We start from the raw sequence: 16,639 nt of genomic DNA, 5'->3' as shown, positions 1-16,639 counted from the left end.
GGGGAGGCAGACGCTGGAGGAGGAGGGGCTGGAGTGGGTGGCGAGTTTGAGGAAGGGGAAGGGGGAGTGGGAGACGGCGCTGGAGGCGCTGGGGGCGCTGTACGTGAAGGGGGTGGAGGTGGCGTGGAGCGAGTACGAGAAGCCGTACGCGCGCCGCACCGTGTCCCTGCCCACCTACCCGTTCCAGCGGCGTCGCCACTGGCACGCCGAGCCCGTGCCCCAGCCGCGCGTGTCGTCGCCGTCCACCTCGTCGTCCGTGGTCCGCGTGGCCTCGCAGCTCCAGGCCTCGAGCGAGCTGGGCAGCGTGGGCGTGGCGGACGTGTACTCCGACTTCGGCCGCTCCTTCGAGCGCTTCAACACGCGAGGCCAGGAGCTGTACCTGCACTGGGCTCCGCTGCGTGAGGTGCCCAAGGGCTTCTCGTGGCTCAAGGTCTTCTACCCCGACCTCTTCCCCGAGGACGACCACGTCCACTTCGAGCACGTCTACGGCGAGGCGCTGCGCGAGCTGCGCTCCGTCACGTACCGCGCGGTGGACTTCTCCTCCATCCGGCGGGTGCTCGACATCGGCTGCGGCTACGCGTCGGACCTCATCGACCTGGCGAAGAACCACGCCCACCTCAAGCTGGACGGCTACAACATCACGCTCGCGCAGGTGGAGGCGGGCGGCAAAAAGGTGAAGGAGCGCGGCCTCCAGGACCGCGTGCGCCTGTTCAACCGCGACAGCTCGAAGGACGAGTTCCCGGACCAGTACGAGCTCATCCAGGCGTTCCAGGTCATCCATCACATCGAGGACAAGCGCGGCGTGCTGGCCAACATCCAGCGGCACCTGGCCAACGGAGGCCTGTTGGTCGCGTCGGACATCGTCTCCACGGTGGACGAGACGCTGCGCCACGAGGAGTCCGAGGCGCACCTGCTGCCGCGCAAGGAGTGGGCGCAGCTCTTCGCCGAGGCGGGGCTGCGCATCATCGGCTGCGTGGACCTGAGCCGCGAAATCAGCAACTTCTTCGATGACCGCGAGTACGACGCGTCCATGGCGCGGCTCAAGCAGAACATCACCGCCGCCGAGAGCGCCTTCATCGTGGGCCCGCACATGCTGGGCAAGCTGCTGGGCACGGGGCTCGCGCAGTACCTGGTGCTCACGCTCCAGAAGGAGCCCTTCCTCAGCCGCGACGTCCTGCTCTCCATGAACCAGCGCTACCTGGACGCGCCGCAGGCCTACGCGGACATCGTGGCCCACGCGGACGCGGAAGGCCGCTTCCCGCTCGAGGCGCCGCGCTCGGCCAGCACCGCCGCCGCCGTGCGCTCCACGCAGTCCACGGGCGGCCTGTCGCTGTCCGCGGACCCGGCGCAGGCCCGGGGGCAGCTCAAGTCGTTCCTCGAGGAGCGCATCCGCAAGGTCCTCCAGCTCGCGAAGGAGGACACCGTGGCGTTCGACTCGACGTTCATCTCGCTGGGCTTCGACTCCTTCACGGGCCTGCAGCTCAAGAACGTGCTGGAGAAGGAGCTGGGCGTGTCGCTGCCCATGTCCCAGCTCTTCGAGGACCTCAGCCTGGACGCGCACGTGGACCGGATGCTCGCGAGCGTGAAGCGCGCCGCGCCCGCCGCCGAGTCTTCGCCCACCGCGGCCGAGCCCACCCTGGACGTGGACGCCATGTCCGAGGACGAGGTCAATGCCCGGCTCCAGGCCCTGCTCAAGTCCTAGTCGTCATCCCGCTTCCACTCTCTCCAAGGAAAAACCATGAGCCTCAAAGACCTCCCCATCACCCTCGCCGGCAAGCTGCACGACATCGAAATCGTCCACTTCACCGTGGACCTGGAGGAGATGAAGCAGCACATCCCCTCGCAGTTGAAGGTGCGCTCGGTGGGCGGCAAGTCCGTCGTGTCCCTGGTGAACGTGACGCCGCACCGCATGGGCCCCCAGTTCCTGCCTCCCGTCATGCGCCCCACGTATCAGGCGTTCCTCTTCCGCACGCTGCTGGAGGACGCCGAGTACAACGAGGAGAAGAAGGACAAGGGCCTGTACTTCACCGCGGTGCGCTCGCCCAGCTTCATGGCGCGCACGGGCCTGAAGCTCTTCACCGACATCGTCATCGAGTCCTGTGTCACCACGCGCACCGGCAACCGCGTGGACCTGCGCACCGGCGACCGCTTCGTGCGCTACGAGCTGGATGACCACGCCCCGGTGACGGCGGACCCCGAAATCGAGGACATCGCCAACACGTTGGACCGCGCCTACACCGTCAACGCGGACGGCGTGGTGCGCCGCGTGGTCATCGAGCGCTACCGCTGGCCGCTCAAGCAGGTGGCCTGCAAGGACTTCGCGACCAACTTCTTCAAGTCCGCCGAGCCGCGCGCTTGCTACAAGGTGACGGAGATCATCGACTACATCTGGAAGCCCTTCGAGGTCATCGCGAGGCCCCGGGCGTGAGCGGCCCGCTGCCCTACTCGGGGTCCGAGTACTGGAAGAACTACCTGCTGCGCTGGTACGGCGGCGAGGAGACGCTGCGGCAGTGGACGCGGCACGTGCGCGAGAGCACGTACCGCGGACAGCACCGCACGCACGCGCTGGACATCTACCCGGGAGCCAGTCCCGAGCGGCCCGTCATCATCCTGGTGCCGGGCTCGGTGTCCTACGGGCGGCTCTTCGCCTACCCGGCGCTGCTGCTGCGCGAGCTGGGCTACAACGTCATCACCTTCGACTTCGAGGGCTGTGGCCTGGACCGTCAGGGCCTGGGCGACTACACGCTCGAGGCGCACGTGAAGAACCTGGTGGACGTCATCCAGCGCGCGCGCCAGGAGTTCAAGGGGCCCGTCGTCACCTTCGGCCTGAGCTTCGGCGGCATGACGTCGTACCTCGCCGCCGAGCGCACGCCGGTGGACGTCATGGCCTGGTACGCCTGCGTGGACCCGAGCGACCGCGAGTTCATCCAGACGGAGTTCAGCCCCGGCAAGGCCATGCCGCTGGTGGTGAGCCTCTTCCGGGGGCTCGCGAAGCTGATGCCGAAGGTGCGCGTGCCGGTGAAGGCGTTCCTCCAGTACTCGCGGCTGTCGGACTCGGCCGACTTCAACGACGCGTACGGCAAGGACCCACTGGTGGGGGGAAGCTGCACGCTGAGGGCGATGGTCAGCGTGATGTCCGACTACCGGAAGAGCGTTCCCTTCGGCGCCGCGCGCTTCCCGTTCCTGGTCATGCATGACCGTCAGGACCGGATGTTCCCCATGAAGTACAGCCGCAAGACGTACGAGCAGCTCGGGGACATCCCCAAGGCGTACGTGGAGCTGGCGGGGCAGGGCCACTGGCCCACGTCGCCCGAGGGGATGAAGGCGCTCATCGCCCCGCTCGACACCTTCCTCCAGGGCCTGCCCCTGGGCGCGAGGGCCGTGGGCACCTGAGTCCCGCGGGAGGCCGAGGCCGGGGGCGTACATGCACCCGGCCTCGGTGTCTCACGCCAGGATGAGCACGCGAGCGCCGGGCTCGGGGGAGAACAGCTCCCGCACCAGTCCCGCGCGGTTCTCCCGGACGACGCGCTGGTTGATGGAGCCCTTGTCCGTCAGCTCGTGCGTGTCGAAGGACGGGGGCTCGGCCACCAGCAGCAGCCGGCGGATGGCGTGGGACGAGCCCGGGAAGGCGCGGTTGTGGCCCTCGAGCGACTCGCGCAGCCGGGCCAGCACGTCCTGGCGCGCGTGCGGCGGCGTGTCAGCTGGCGCGGGGCCGAGCAGGGCGGTGATGGCGTTGGGGTTGAGCCAAGCCATGACGCCGACGGCCTCCTCCCCGAGCCCGCAGATGACGCAGTCGGAGAGCAGCGGCGCGGCGGTGGTCAGGACTTGTTGTCTCAGGGCGCTCGCGGCCACGCGGGTGCCGGTGTTGAGCTTGAAGTCCTCGGCCAGTCGCCCCGCGAAGACGAGCCCCGCCTCGGGCCGCGCCGGGTCCAGGAAGCGCACCGCGTCGCCCAGCTCGTAGAAGCCCTCCTCGTCGAAGCCCTGTCGTCCCGTGGGCTCGGCGTCGTGTCCCGGCGTCACCGTGGGGCCCTTCACGCGCAGGGCGTGGCGGTCATCGGTGGGCACCAGCTTGAGCTGCACGCCGGGCAGGGGCAGGCCGACGAGGCCCGTCTCGTCGGTGGTCCAGTGCACCTGGGTGATGCACTGGGTCTCGGTGGCGCCGTAGATGGTGGTGAAGGGGATGCGGTGGCCCACCGTCCTCACCGCGAGCGCCTGCAGCTCGTTGGCGACGGGGGTGGGCAGGGCGGCGCCGCCGTAGGCCATCGTCTCCAGCCGGCGGAAGAAGGCCTGGCACAGCTCGGCGTCGGTGCGCAGCGCGTCCACGAGCATGCGGAAGGCCACGGGGACGGAGGAGAACTCCGTGGGGGACACGCTCTTGATGTTGGCGATGGTCTTCTCGAAGAGGCCGGGCATGGGCCGGCCCTCGTCCAGGTAGACGGTGGCTCCGCGCAGGAGGTTGTGGTTGAAGCCGATGTTGCCGCCGCCCACGTGGCTCCAGGGCATCCAGTCGAGGATGACCGGCGCGGGGCGGTCCGAGGCGGGCATCTCCAGCGCCGCCCAGCTCGCGAGCTGGTGACACATCATCCCCTGCGTCTGCGCCACACAGCGGGGCTGCGCGGTGGAGCCGGAGGTGAACATCCACTTGGCCACGGTGTCGTGGTGGATGCGCTCGATGGAGTCGTCCACGGCGGACGTGGGCTGTGTGTCCAGCCAGGAGGACAGCCGCGAGTGACGGGGCGCCGCCGGGGTGCCGGTGGCGGTGACGACCTCCACGTCGGAGAGGTCCAGGGCCTGGAGGGCCTTGGCGAAGCGGTCCGCGTCATCGGTATAGACGATGGCGGGCCGGCACACGGCGAAGGCGTGGCGCAGCTTTCCGTGGTCTGCGCTCCACAGGGAGAAGGGCACGCTGATGGGGGCCACGGGGACGCGGGCCATCATGGCCCCGAGCATCACCACGGCGAACTCGATGGAGCTGCCGGAGAGGATCATCACCGAGCGGCCCTCGGGCAGCGCGCGCGAGAGCAGGCCCTGCGCGAAGGCGCGCGCCTGCCGGTGGATGTCCGCGTACGTGTGCTGTCGCCACGAGCCATCCGGCGCGCGCTGCGCCAGGAAGACGCGGTCGGGGATGGCGCGGGCCTGCCGGGCGAGGACGTGGACGATGCTGCGCTCGACGTCCTCGTACGAGTAGCCGCTCTCGAGCAGCAGCGAGCCATCCGGGCGGGACTGGACGCGCACGCTGGGGCCGCGCATGGCAAGGGGACGGTAGGGAGTGTTCGTCGTCATGGGTGTGGGCTCCAGGGGCTCTCAGCGACCGACGAAGCGCGCGGGGCGCTTCTCCAGGAAGGCGCGGGGACCCTCGACGGCGTCCTCCGTCTGGTAGATGGGCTCGGCGATTTCGAGCTCCCGGCGCAGCGCGTCCTCCAGCGGCAGGCCCAGGCACTCGCGCACGGAGCGGCGGATGAGGCGCACGGCGACGGGGCCGTTGGCGGCGATCTGCTCGGCGAGCTGGAAGGCGGTGGGGAGCAGCTCCGCGCGCGACACGACGCGGTTGAGGAAGCCGAGCTCGAAGGCGCGGGAGGCGGGGATGAGCGCGCCGGTGAGGAGCATCTCCATCGCGTGGGCCTGGGGGAGCTGCCGGGGCAGCCGCACCGTGGAGCCGCCCGCGGGGAACAGGCCCCACTTCACCTCCTGGAGGCCGAACGAGGCCTCGTGACAGGCCACGCGCAGGTCGGTGGCCTGGGCCAGCTCCATGCCGCCGGCCACGGCGTGGCCGTTGATGGCTGCGATGACGGGCTTCTCGCAGTCGAAGTCGCGCAGGATGGCCTTCCACCCGAAGCTGCGGTCTGCGACGAGCGCCTCCTCGAAGCGGTCCTGCGGCTTGCGCGCGCCGGAGAGCAGCGGAATGGTCTTCACCAGGTCCGCGCCGGCGCAGAAGGCCTTCTCGCCCGCGCCGGTGACGATGCCCACGCGCAGGTGCTCATCCCGACGCAGCCGCTCCCAGGCCTCGGCCAGCTCATAGGCCATCTGCGCGTCGATGGCGTTGCGCGCCTCCGGCCTGTCCAGGGTGATGAGCGCCACATGGCCTTGCACGTCGAAGCGGACTGTCGCCATTCGGGATTCCTTGCACGAGGATGAGTCCCGAAGACTAGCTTCTCTCGCAGTGAAGTCGTGCGGCATGAGCGCACGAATTCATGGCGCGCCGTGGCAAGGCGCGTGGTGACAGGCATTGGGCCATGAGGTGGCGATGACCCCGACGAGGGCCTCGCGGCGAGGACTGCCCGGAGTGTGCCGGGCAGCCCCGCATCGCTACTTCGTTGAGGCGTCGGGTGCGGGGGCCGGAGGGGCGACGACGGAGACCTTGCCCTCATCCTGCTGGAGGGTGTGCGTGCTGCCCGGTGTGTAGCGCTGGAACTCCTCCAGCGTGGCCGGGACGTAGGTGATGGCGGGCCCGGCGTCGCCGTGGAAGCGCACGGTGTACTTCGCCTCGCGGGTGTCGCGCTCCTTCTCGCCAGTGCGCAGGGCCTTGGCGGGCTTGAGCTCGTCGGCGGTGGGCCAGTGCGTCTGCACGGTGGTGCCCTGGGCCTTCACGTCCCGCTCGTGCGTCCAGCGCCACGCCTTCCAGGTGTACCAGGTGGCATCGCGCGGCACGCTGCGGTAGCGCGGCTCCTTTCGCGTGCGGCGCTCGTCGACGTAGCGCGGCTCCTTGCGCGTCTTGGTCACGGAGCAGTAGCGCGTCTTGCAGCGCTTCTCGCCGCCGGTGCAGGTCGTCTTGCAGGTGGCGAAGCCGTTCTTGTTGCTGGTGCAGGTCTCCTTGCACTTCTCGGGCGTGGTGGTGCAGTCCTCGCCGCAGGCCTCCTTGTCGCGGTAGGTCTCGGTGGTGAAGCCCTTCTGGACGCGCTCCGTGTAGGAGACGGTCTGGTAGCCGTCGAGCACCTGGTCGTCGTGGTGATGGCGCTTGCCCTGGGCCTTCACCTGGAGGGCGTCCTCCGGTCGGTCCTCCTCGAAGCCCTCCTCGTCCATCAGGCGGTAGCGCTCCACGCTCACGGTGTGTTCCCAGGCGACGTCCTGGACCTGGAGCGCGCGCGTCCACTCGGGGCCCTTGGCGGCGGTGGTGGCTGCGGCGGCTTCCTTCGTCGTGGACGACGAGCCGCTCTGTCCGGCGATCATCGCGGGGCAGCAGCAGAAGAGCGCGAGGCCCAGGAGGATGTAGCAGCCGATGCGGCGGGGCTTGCTCTTCCCGGTGGGCAGCTCGGGAGGAGGTGGCACGGAGTCGGCGGTGCTCGTGCCATCGACGGCGGAGGCGCCGCAGTTCTTGCAGCCACCGTCGAGGGCGCGCTGGTCGCTCTCGCAGTAGGCGCAGCGCCAGTTGGGGCCGGAGGTGGCCATCCTGAGCAGCGCTTCGTCTGTCACGGTGACGGCGGATGCGGTGTCCTCCGGCATCTCGTACTGCTCGCTGCCGTCCTTGGCGTTCTTGCAGCGCTGGCACACCATGTGGCGGCCGAGGTTGCGGTGGTTGCAACTCGAACAACGCCAGAACATCTCAATATGCCGCTCCGACATCTTGGTGTTTTCCCCCTCGGGTGAATACAGCCGAGCGGAGCGGCCTATAACAGCTCTATCGCAGCGCCGCGAGCGCCGCGCTGACCTTCGCCACTGTCACTGACACGGGCGTCGTCACCTCCGGCGCGAAAATGGCCACGCGGAGCTCCTCGAAAGCCCACCGCAGCTCCTGCGCCGCCTCCTGGTCGCGCACGGTGGCGCTCTTGGTGAGGAAGGTCTCCCACAGGGGCGTGAACGGCGCGGCTTTCCCCGCGTCCTTGCCCGGGTTCGCCACCGCACGCGACAGCCGCGCCTGCACCGCGCGCAGATAGCGCGGGTAGTGCATCAAGCGTGAGAAGGGGATCCACTCGATGAGCTTCGCGGGGAACAGCTGCGCGAGCTGCGAGCGGATGTCCCGCACGGCCGCCGCGCCGCTCGGCCCCTTGGACGCCGTCTTGAGCGCCGCGAGCGTCTGCGCGAGCTCCCCCGACGTGACGATGACCGCGTTCGCCCAGTCCCGTGCCTCCTGCTCGATGTGCGGTGAGCCCTCCCGGAGCAGCGTGTCGAACGCCGCCTTCGTGCGAGGCAGCGGCGCGCCCGGCGCGAGCTTGAACGCATCATCGACGGCGCGTGCGAGGACGAGCGCCTTGAACGCCTCTGCCTGGCCCCGCGCGGGCGGTGCTCCGTCCAGCGATGGGAAGGGCTGCGGCATGCGCGAGGCGCTGACGGCCACGTGCCCACGCGCGGCGAGCATCAAGAGCCGCCGGACCCCCGTGCGCGAAGCCGCGTCAGCGGCCGCGGACGTCTCCAGCAGCACCAGGTCCACCGTGGCCCCCCGGTCGACGAGCGCGGGATAGCTGCGGACCTCGAGCCCACCGACCCGCCGGGTGACCACGGAGGGCAGCTCCCCGAACGTCCACGCCGTCAGCCCCTTCTTCTCCCAATCCGAGGTCGGCGCCGTGCTGCGCAGCACCGCCCGGGCATGACCTCCGTACTGCTTGAGCAGCGCGTCGACATCGCGTCCCCGCGCGAGTTCCTTCCCCTTCTCGTCAATCACCCGGAGCGTCAGGCGCAGATACGGCAACACGGCCTCCGCCCGGAAGGACTCCTCGGGCACGTCCATGCCGCTCAGCCGGGACACCGTGCGCGAGAGCGCTGGAATCAACGGCCCGCGGAAGGGCACCAGCTCCTTCGCGAGCAGTTCCACCAGGTCCGGCAACGACCCCAACTGCTTGCGCTGGGCGCGGGGGAGCTGCTCGAGCAGGGCCGTGAGCTTCTCCCGATGCCACCCAGGGATGGTCCAGTCCAGTTCACCCGGGACCATCTGGGCGAGCAGCAGCAACGGCACACTCAATGTGATGCCATCGTCCTCGGCCGAGGGGTCGAAGGTGTACGTCACCGGCACGGACGCGCCGTGCAGGCTGATGGCATCCGGGTAGTTCGCCGGAGACAGCCCCGGGTCGTACGCGAGTGCATCCTCCATCGTGAGCACGAGCACGTCGGGGTCGGCCGCCTCTGCCTTGCGACGCCAGACCTCGAAGGCGGCGCCGTCCGTCACATCCTCCGGCAGGCGCTTGTCGAAGAACGTCAGCAGCGCCTCGTTGTCGAGCAGCTCGCTCTTGCGTGCCTTGTCCCGCAGGCTCGCCACGCGCTCGAGCACCCGGCGGTTCCTCTCCTGGAACGCCCCTCGCGAGCGGTACTCGCCCCGCACCAGGGCGTGCTCGATGAACATCAGGCGCGCCCGCTCGGGGTCCATACCCGCCAGGGCCACGGGCCGCTCCTTGAAGACCGGGAGCCCGAACAGCGTCGCGCTCTCCTTCACGACGGCGCGCGCGGACTTCTCCGACCAGTGCGGCTCGGAGTAGCTGCGCTTGAGCAGGTGGGGCGCCGCCTCCGAGAGCCACTCCGGGTCCAGCTTCGCCGCCGTGCGCGCGAACAGCTGGGACGTCTCCACCAGCTCGAACGCCATTACCCAGGCAGGGGGCTTCTTCGCGAGCGCCGACGAGGGGTGCACCATGAAGCGCGTCTGCTTCGCGCCCGTGTAGTGTCGCTGCTCCGGATTCCACTGGCCGATGCGCGACAGGAGCCCGGTGAGGAGCGCCTGGTGCAGCACGTCCCCGCGCACCGGCGCGCCCTTGCCCTTCTTCGGCAGGCGCAGGTCGCGGACCGTCTCCTCCAGCTGACGCTGGACGTCCCGCCACTCGCGGACCCGCAGGAAGGACAGGAAGTTGTCCCGGCACACGCGCCGCAGATGGGACGTCCCGCGGCTGTCCGCCTCGCGGATGAAGGCCCACAGCTTGAGCAGCCCCGTGAAGTCCGAGTGCTCGTCACGGAAGCGCGCGTGCAGCGCGTCAGCCTTCTGCGCCAGCTCCCGAGGCCGCTCGCGCGGGTCCTGCAGGTTGAGCGCCGCGGCGACGATGAGCACCTCGTCCTGACATCCGTACTCGGCGCCGGCGAGAATCATCCGCGCGATGCGCGGGTCCACCGGGAAGCGCGCGAGCTGGTGCCCCAGGGGCGTCAGCGTGCGCTCCTTGCCCTCGATGGCCCCGAGCTCCTCCAGCACCCGCCAGCCCTCGGCGATGGCCTTCGGCTGGGGCGGGTCGAGGAAGGGGTAGTCCTCGACGTCACCCAGGCCCAGGGACTTCATCCGCAGGATGACGCCCGCCAGCCCCGTGCGCTTGATTTCGGGGTCGGTGAAGGCGGGCCGCGACGTGAAGCTCGCCTCGTCGTACAGGCGCACGCAGATGCCCTCGCGCACGCGGCCACAGCGCCCCTTGCGCTGGTCGGCGCTGGCCTGGGAGACCGGCTCGATGTGCAGCCGCGTGACGCCCGAGCGCGAGTCGTAGCGGGACAGGCGCGCCACCCCCGTGTCCACGACGTACACGATTCCCGGGATGGTGATGGACGTCTCCGCGACGTTGGTGGCGAGGATGACGCGGCGCTCGGGGATGGAGGCGAAGACCCGCGACTGCTCGGAGGCGGACAGGCGCGAGTACAGGGGCTGCACCACCGTGCCGCGGAGGTTGCGCGCGTTCAGCGCGCTCTCGGCCTCGCGAATCTCCCGCTCACCCGGGAGGAACACGAGCACGTCCCCGTCCGGGTCGAGCGAGAGGACGTTCGCCACCGAGTCGGCGACGGCGTCCGCCAGCTCGTCGTCCTCGGGGGGCGGCTCGTAGAGCACGTCCACCGGGAAGGTGCGGCCCTCCACCTGGATGACCGGAGCGCCGCCGAAGAACTGCGAGAAGCGCTCGGTCTCGATGGTGGCCGAGCTCACCACCACCTTGAGGTCGGGGCGCCGGGGCAGGAGGCGCTTGAGCCACCCGAGCAGGAAGTCGATGGTGAGGCTGCGCTCGTGGGCCTCGTCGAGCACGATGGTGTCGTAGCGGCGCAGGAGCGGGTCGCTGTGGATCTGCGCGAGCAGGACGCCGTCGGTCATGAACTTCACGGCCGTGCTCCGGGACGAGCGGTCCTCGAAGCGGATCTGGTAGCCGACGTCCGTGCCCAGCTCCGTGCCGAGCTCGCGCGCCACGCGCGCCGCCACGCTGGTCGCGGCGATGCGCCGGGGCTGGGTGACGGCGATCTGCCGAGGGCGGCCACGCCCCATGGCGAGCAGTATCTTCGGCAGCTGCGTCGTCTTCCCCGAGCCGGTGGCCCCCGCGACGATGACCACCTGATGGGCGGAGATGGCCTTGGTGATGTCCTCCACCCGGCTCGAGATGGGGAGCTCGGGGGGGAAGCGCAGGGTGGGCTGGCCGCCAGGGGGCGGAACGGGTGATTCGCCGGACATGGCCCCATGGACTAGCACTGAAGCGCCCGCGGTGCCCCTGACGAATCGTGTGGGAGCCTGCTCGGCCGGCGCTCCAGGATGCATCCCGCCCGCGCCATCCCGTATCGTCGTCGGATGACCCCGGGGCGAACCCTCACCGACCTGATGGCCGAGGTGTCCAGCCGCGCCCGTGACTGGGGCTCGGTGCAGGAGCTTGGCGTCGCGCCGGAGACGGTCGTGGCCGCCTGGCTGGAAAGCGACGACCCGGTGGCGATGCTGCACCTGCTCGTCGCGCTGCACCCCCAACGCGAAAAAGAGAAGTGCCTCGAGCTGGCGACCGCGCTGTCGTTCTTCGAACCCATGCGGGAGCTGGCACACGTGATTCGTCGCTGGAGCAGCGGCGCCGTGCCGACGAACGGTCAGTCCCCGTTCTACTTCATGCGGCTCTTCCAGCGGCTGAACAGCTCCTTCCGGTGGATGGAGGAAACGACGCGGTCAGACCTCGAGCCCAAGCTCGTCGCGGCGATCCGCGCCGCGTTCCCGGACCCGTACACGCTCGACGGGCCCGCCGCTTCGGGTCCAGGGTGAACACCTCAGACCGCGAGAGGGCCCGTGCAACAGGCCCTCCCGCGAGAGTTTTCACCTACCAGATGCAGGAGAGCCCGGAGGACATGGTGGGGAACGCGGAGAGGGCCCCATCCGGGACCACGCCGTGCGTCGGATGGGAGGTGGCGTGCTTGCGCAGGCCGGGGGTGCTGCTGTTGATGTAGCCCACCGCGTAGAGGGTGCTGCTGGAGCGCTCGCGCAGCACGGCGCCGCAGAACGGCTCGTTCGAGACGCTCGCCAGCGTGCCGAGCGGAACCGTCTTCACGCTGCCGTAGCCACCGAAGTAGGCGATGTCGGAGGGGTCGGTGAGCAGATACTTGGAACCGGCGACGAACAGGTAGACCTGGCTCGTCGTGCGCTCCTGGACCAGCAGGCTCTTGACGTAGGTGAAGTCGATGAAGGGGTCGGTCCAGTTGCTGTTCGGGATGTTGTGGACTTCCTTCCAGTCATCCCAGACGTCCAGCTCCGTGGGGTTGGGAATCCACCAGTGCTGCTGACCCACGACGACGTAGATGGGCGTGGTGCCAATCTGACGGAAGAGGGTGCCGTCCATGGGCACCTGTGTATACGAGTCGATGGTGGCCTGGGGCAGGGGCACCAACGAGCGGCCCGAGTAGAGGCTGTGCTGCGCCGGCGGGATGAAGAAGCGCGCCCCGCCCGCCACGTAGTAGCGGTTCGAGGTCTCGATTCCGAGCAGGACGGTGCCATCCGGAGCGGCTACGTAGCCGGCGAAGGCCTTCGCTCCGAAGAGGCTCAGGCTCAACACGAGCCAGCGGGTGATGCAGGCGAGGGAGGATGTGACACGCACGGATTTTTCTCCTGACATGAGGGGGATCTTCTGATGGGTTCCGCCGCGCCCGCTCGGGCCGGCAGGGGGACTACGAAGGCGGCCCTCCTGTCTGGTCATGCCTCCGGGCTTCGCGGGAGATACTTGCGCCATGACGACCATCCCCGACACGTCGCGAATCGACCGGGGCGACCTGTACTGGCTCGCGCCCGATGCCTCGCGAGGCCCCGCGCCGGCCTACTCGCATCCGTACGTGGTGGTGCAGGAGGACGTCTTCAACCACTCGCGAATCACCACGGTGGTGGTCTGCGCGCTCACCTCCAACCTGCACCGCGCCGCCGAGCCCGGCAACGTCCTGCTGGAGCCCGGCGAGGGCGGCCTCCCCCGCCAGAGCGTCGTCGTGGTGTCGCAGATCGAGTCGGTGGAGAAGTCCCGCCTCGGAGCGCGCATCGGCGCGCTGTCCGAGGCGAGGGTGGAGCAGGTCCTCGCCGGCCTGCGCTTCCAGCAGGCGTCGTTCTTCCGGCGCTAGCTCAGGGCTCGTTGAAGATGAGCAGGCCGCGCGCGGTGTCCACCACGTAGACGTGGCCGTCGCCCGGCACGCGGATGCCGATGGCGCCCTCGAGCAGGTTGTCGGTGCGCTCCGGGTCGTCCTCGCGGAAGGTGTTGAAGTGGGCGATCTGCTTCGGCTGGGGAGGAATGGAGACGTCCAGCACGCGCAGGCCCTCGTGGTAGTAGGCGATGTACAGACGCTTGTCCTTGAGGACCATGTTGTGGATGGACGTCTGGTTGCGCAGCTTGTACCGGCCGATGAGCGGGATGTTCGTGGGGTCGGTGACGTCCAGCACGCGCAGGTGGGTGCCCTGGTATTCGCCGCCCTCGAACGCGATGGTCCTCCCGCCGAACGTCCCCACCGCGCCCGCGTGGCTCATCGACGTGCTGTTGTCCGACGCGAAGGTGTACGCGCCCAGCTCCTTCGGGTTCATCGCGTCCTTCACGTCGAAGACGACATAGCCCGAGCTGAAGTGGTTGACGTAGAGCCGGTCCTGATAGGCGAAGCTGTCGTGCGCCGAGGGCAGGTAGGACGTCGTGTCGGACACGACGATGCGGTTGAGCAGGGTCGGCTCGAGCGGCCGGGAGATGTCGAACAGCAGCGTCTCCCCGTGGGCCGAGGGACCGGGTGACACCGCGTACAGCCGGTCTCCCTCGACGAAGAGCGTGTGGACGTTGAGGGGCGGGCCGCCGGGCACGTTGCGCACGAAGGTGGGGTTGGCGCGCTCGGTGATGTCGAAGACGAGGACGCCCGTGTCCTTGCTCGCGACGTAGAGCGCGTCACCGCGCGTCCAGGCCGCGTTCCAGTAGGAGTCTCCGGGGAGGGATATCTTCTTCGTCAGCACGGGGCGGGCGCGGTCGCGGATGTCGAAGACGGTGAGGCCCCCCGGCGTCCGGGAGCCCCAGGGGACGGACACGACATAGGCGTGGTGCCCGTCGACGTAGACATCCACCGGCTGTCCGGGCGTCACGAAGGTCTCGGAGAGCAGCCGCAGCCCGCCCGAGGACTCGGCCTCACCCCGCCCCCACGTCATCCGCGCGGCCTCGAAGGTCCCGGTGCCGCCCACCTTGCCGTTGGTGCAGCGGGCATAGCAGCCCGTCACATAGCCGGGGCGGGAGACCTGACAGCCCAGGAGCGCCACCTGCCGCTGGGCGTTCGCGAGCTCGAAGCGGCTGGTGAAGTGGAAGCGGCCCGTCAGCTCCTGTCGGGTGAGGGGCCGCTCGTCCATCGTCCCCGCCCCACCGCCCCGGGGCACCCTCACGCTGACGAAGTCCGGGTACGCGTCCTGGTTGCGCAGGTCCACCAGGTAGATGCCCTGCGGGTCCAGGGTGGCGAGCGAGGCCGTGTCGCACTTCGACACGTCGAACAGCGCGGGCGAATCACAGTCGAACGTCGTGCCGCGGGCGACGGTGGCGGTGCAGGGCGCGTACTCGCCCGGGTCCTCCCAGTCCGTGGGGTCCACCAGCGGCGTATAGGTGCCGTCCCACGGGTCCACCGGCGGAGGCGGAGGAGGTGGCTCGGGCTGTCTGGGTTTGTCGTCCGAGCAGGCGAAGCCCAGCAGCATGAGTCCAACGAAGATGGTGCGGACGGCGGGTGACTCGAGGGCCATGAGGGTGAGGCTCCTGTCGAGAGGCGACGTCCGGGGTGGACGCCCGCGCCCGTGGGGAAGCGGGCGCGGGCGGGATTACAAGCCACGCGAAGCGAAGAACGACCATGCCCCGAGGAGCATCCTCCACGGGGCAACGACAGGTTGGTCGACGAGGCCCGCCGGACTACGCTGGCGGGTTGGTCTCCTTCACGTCTGTCTTCAGAGCCGCTCGAGGAAGCGCAGCAGGTCCTGCTTCTGGGCGGGGCTGAGCGACTCGGGCGGTGCGCCGGGGAGCTCCGGGGGATGCACGGGAGGCAGCTCGAGCGCGGACGTGAAGGGGATGACGAACTGGCTGTAGAGGTCGACCACGCCCTTCAGCGTCTCGATGCTGTTGTCGTGGAAGTACGGCGCCGTCCGCGCGGCCCCTCGGAGCGTGGGGATGTCGAAGGCCTCGAAGTCCAGCGGGTTGCCGGTGACGAGCGCGCGACCGGGGTCCGTGGTGAAGGCCTGGGGAAAGAGGTTGGGGCCGACGATGGGCGCTCCGTTCTCGTCCACGGCGGGGTTCGGGTCGTACGGGTCTCCGCTCGCGGTGACGGGGATGGGTGGCAGGTCCGTCACCTGCCGCGTCCGGGTGCCGTCCGTGTAGAAGCGGAACCGGTAGCGCGGCAGCTCCAGCGAGGCGTTGTACAGCGTGGGGAACTGGCCAATCTGTCCCAGGTACGTGAAGCCTCCGACGGCGATGTTCAGGATGTCGGGTGTCTGGCGTTGGCCCTGCACGGGGACGGGGCCCGTGCCCGGGACGTTCGTGAAGACGACGTTGCCGTCGGGCTTCGTCACCGGGAAGCCGGAGGCGAGCTCCAGCATCGCCGGCTGGGAGATGTGGCTCAGCGTGGGGCTGCCGTGGCACGGCTCGCAGCCGACCTTGAAGACCTCGCGTCCGCGCGTCTCGGCGGGCGTGAGCCAGAGGAAGTCCTCGGGCGACGGGATGCGCGAGAGCGGGACGCCCGCGTCGAGCAGGCTCGCGACGAAGCGCGGGCGGGACGAGGTGAACGCATCACGCTGGAAGCTCGCCAGCTGGCGCAGCTGTGAGCGGGGGACGGCGCCACCCTGGCTGTGGCTGGTGATGGCGGCCTGGGCCTGGTCCTCCAGGTTGGATTCACGCCCGTCGAGCTGGAAGAAGGGGCCGGTGAGGGCCACGTCCTGGATGCTCGGCACGCCTCGCCAGACGAAGACCTTCCTGTCCGCGGGGGTGATGACCTGCCCCTGGGCGTCGATGACATCCATGTTGTCGGGAAGGGGCAGGACGACGCGGACCAGTCCCTTCTTCAGGTGCTCGTACGTGGGCACCGCCGCGTTCGGGTCGTCCGCGTCGATGGGATGGAAGAGCACGTCCCGCGGGTTGGAGGCATGCAGCGCCTGGACGTGCGCGGGCTTGAGCGCGGTGCTGTCGTCGAGCACGTGACAGGTCGCGCACGAGCGGCCGTTCGTGTTCGGGAACGCGTGGGTGAACAGTCGCTTGCCGGGAGCGGAGCTGCTCAGCGCCGCCTCGGCGGTCGCGGTGGGCTCCGCCGCGGTGGCCTCGGGGACGTCCCGCTCCGGCTCGGCGGGGGTGCAATGCGTCAGTCCGCCCAGCGCGAGCACGCCGGCGATGCGCAGGAAGATGCGCGTGGGAATCATGGAGTCTCCAGGGTGTGGACTCCCTGGAACACCGGGTTCATCCCGAACTGTCACCTGTCGGTCCGCAGGCAATGGAGGTTGGACTCGAGCGAAGGGGGATGCTGAGTTGCCTGCACCGAGACCTCC

The 16,639-nt window shown here is 69.6% G+C and carries 12 protein-coding genes; 5 read left to right on the top strand and 7 right to left on the bottom strand.

The features are described from left to right. The 3 genes from K8640_RS41135 to K8640_RS41125 all read left to right on the top strand — a co-directional run. Positions 1–1,702, top strand: a 1,702-nt coding sequence (locus K8640_RS41135; RefSeq protein WP_223752067.1) for a methyltransferase, incomplete at its 5' end; no start/stop codon positions are given. A 36-nt stretch (positions 1,703–1,738) separates the two neighbouring features. Beyond that, positions 1,739–2,428: a DUF2071 domain-containing protein gene (locus K8640_RS41130; protein WP_223752066.1), complete on the top strand. Its 690-nt coding sequence runs from the start codon at positions 1,739–1,741 to the stop codon at positions 2,426–2,428. Then, a complete protein-coding gene (locus tag K8640_RS41125) occupies positions 2,425–3,393 on the top strand; it encodes an alpha/beta fold hydrolase (RefSeq protein ID WP_223752065.1) in 969 nt (322 codons plus the stop codon). Before K8640_RS41130 ends, K8640_RS41125 begins: the two co-directional genes overlap by 4 nt. A 51-nt stretch (positions 3,394–3,444) precedes the next feature. Here K8640_RS41125 and K8640_RS41120 read toward each other — a convergent pair whose 3' ends face one another. From K8640_RS41120 to hrpA, 4 genes are all read right to left on the bottom strand, one after another. Continuing rightward, positions 3,445–5,283 (bottom strand): AMP-binding protein, encoded by a 1,839-nt coding sequence (locus tag K8640_RS41120; protein ID WP_223752064.1) that lies wholly within the window; start codon positions 5,281–5,283, stop codon positions 3,445–3,447. Positions 5,284–5,304: 21 nt separating this feature from the next. Then, entirely contained in the window at positions 5,305–6,111 is an 807-nt protein-coding gene (locus K8640_RS41115; protein WP_141332192.1) for an enoyl-CoA hydratase-related protein, read from the bottom strand. 195 nt (positions 6,112–6,306) lie between these two features. Further along, entirely contained in the window at positions 6,307–7,560 is a 1,254-nt protein-coding gene (locus K8640_RS41110; RefSeq protein WP_223752063.1) for a hypothetical protein, read from the bottom strand. A gap of 55 nt (positions 7,561–7,615) precedes the next feature. Beyond that, positions 7,616–11,326, bottom strand: a complete 3,711-nt coding sequence (gene hrpA / locus K8640_RS41105) for an ATP-dependent RNA helicase HrpA (protein WP_223752062.1) — start codon at positions 11,324–11,326, stop codon at positions 7,616–7,618. A gap of 78 nt (positions 11,327–11,404) precedes the next feature. Between hrpA and K8640_RS41100 the strand changes: the two genes are divergently transcribed. Continuing rightward, positions 11,405–11,893, top strand: a complete 489-nt coding sequence (locus K8640_RS41100; RefSeq protein ID WP_223752061.1) for a hypothetical protein — start codon at positions 11,405–11,407, stop codon at positions 11,891–11,893. Positions 11,894–11,948: 55 nt separating this feature from the next. Here the strand turns inward: K8640_RS41100 and K8640_RS41095 are convergent, their stop codons facing one another. Beyond that, complete coding sequence (locus K8640_RS41095) at positions 11,949–12,719, bottom strand: hypothetical protein (protein WP_223752060.1); 771 nt, start codon at positions 12,717–12,719, stop codon at positions 11,949–11,951. A 130-nt stretch (positions 12,720–12,849) separates the two neighbouring features. Here K8640_RS41095 and K8640_RS41090 point away from each other — a divergent pair, with 130 nt between their 5' ends. Beyond that, positions 12,850–13,227, top strand: coding sequence for a type II toxin-antitoxin system PemK/MazF family toxin (locus K8640_RS41090; protein WP_223752059.1), 378 nt, complete (start codon positions 12,850–12,852; stop codon positions 13,225–13,227). A gap of 1 nt (position 13,228) precedes the next feature. On the opposite strand, the gene K8640_RS41085 is transcribed toward K8640_RS41090, so the two are convergent. Together K8640_RS41085 and K8640_RS41080 are read right to left on the bottom strand one after the other, a co-directional pair. Next, positions 13,229–14,857 (bottom strand): LVIVD repeat-containing protein, encoded by a 1,629-nt coding sequence (locus K8640_RS41085; protein WP_223752058.1) that lies wholly within the window; start codon positions 14,855–14,857, stop codon positions 13,229–13,231. Between the two features lie 198 nt (positions 14,858–15,055). Then, entirely contained in the window at positions 15,056–16,513 is a 1,458-nt protein-coding gene (locus tag K8640_RS41080; RefSeq protein WP_223752057.1) for a cytochrome-c peroxidase, read from the bottom strand. Positions 16,514–16,639 lie beyond the last annotated feature (126 nt).

This window comes from Myxococcus sp. XM-1-1-1, from assembly GCF_020037095.1.
In the GTDB taxonomy this organism is placed as follows: domain Bacteria; phylum Myxococcota; class Myxococcia; order Myxococcales; family Myxococcaceae; genus Myxococcus; species Myxococcus fulvus.
Note: the sequence above shows the minus strand (reverse complement) of the source record. Positions and strands in the feature narration are given on the sequence as shown.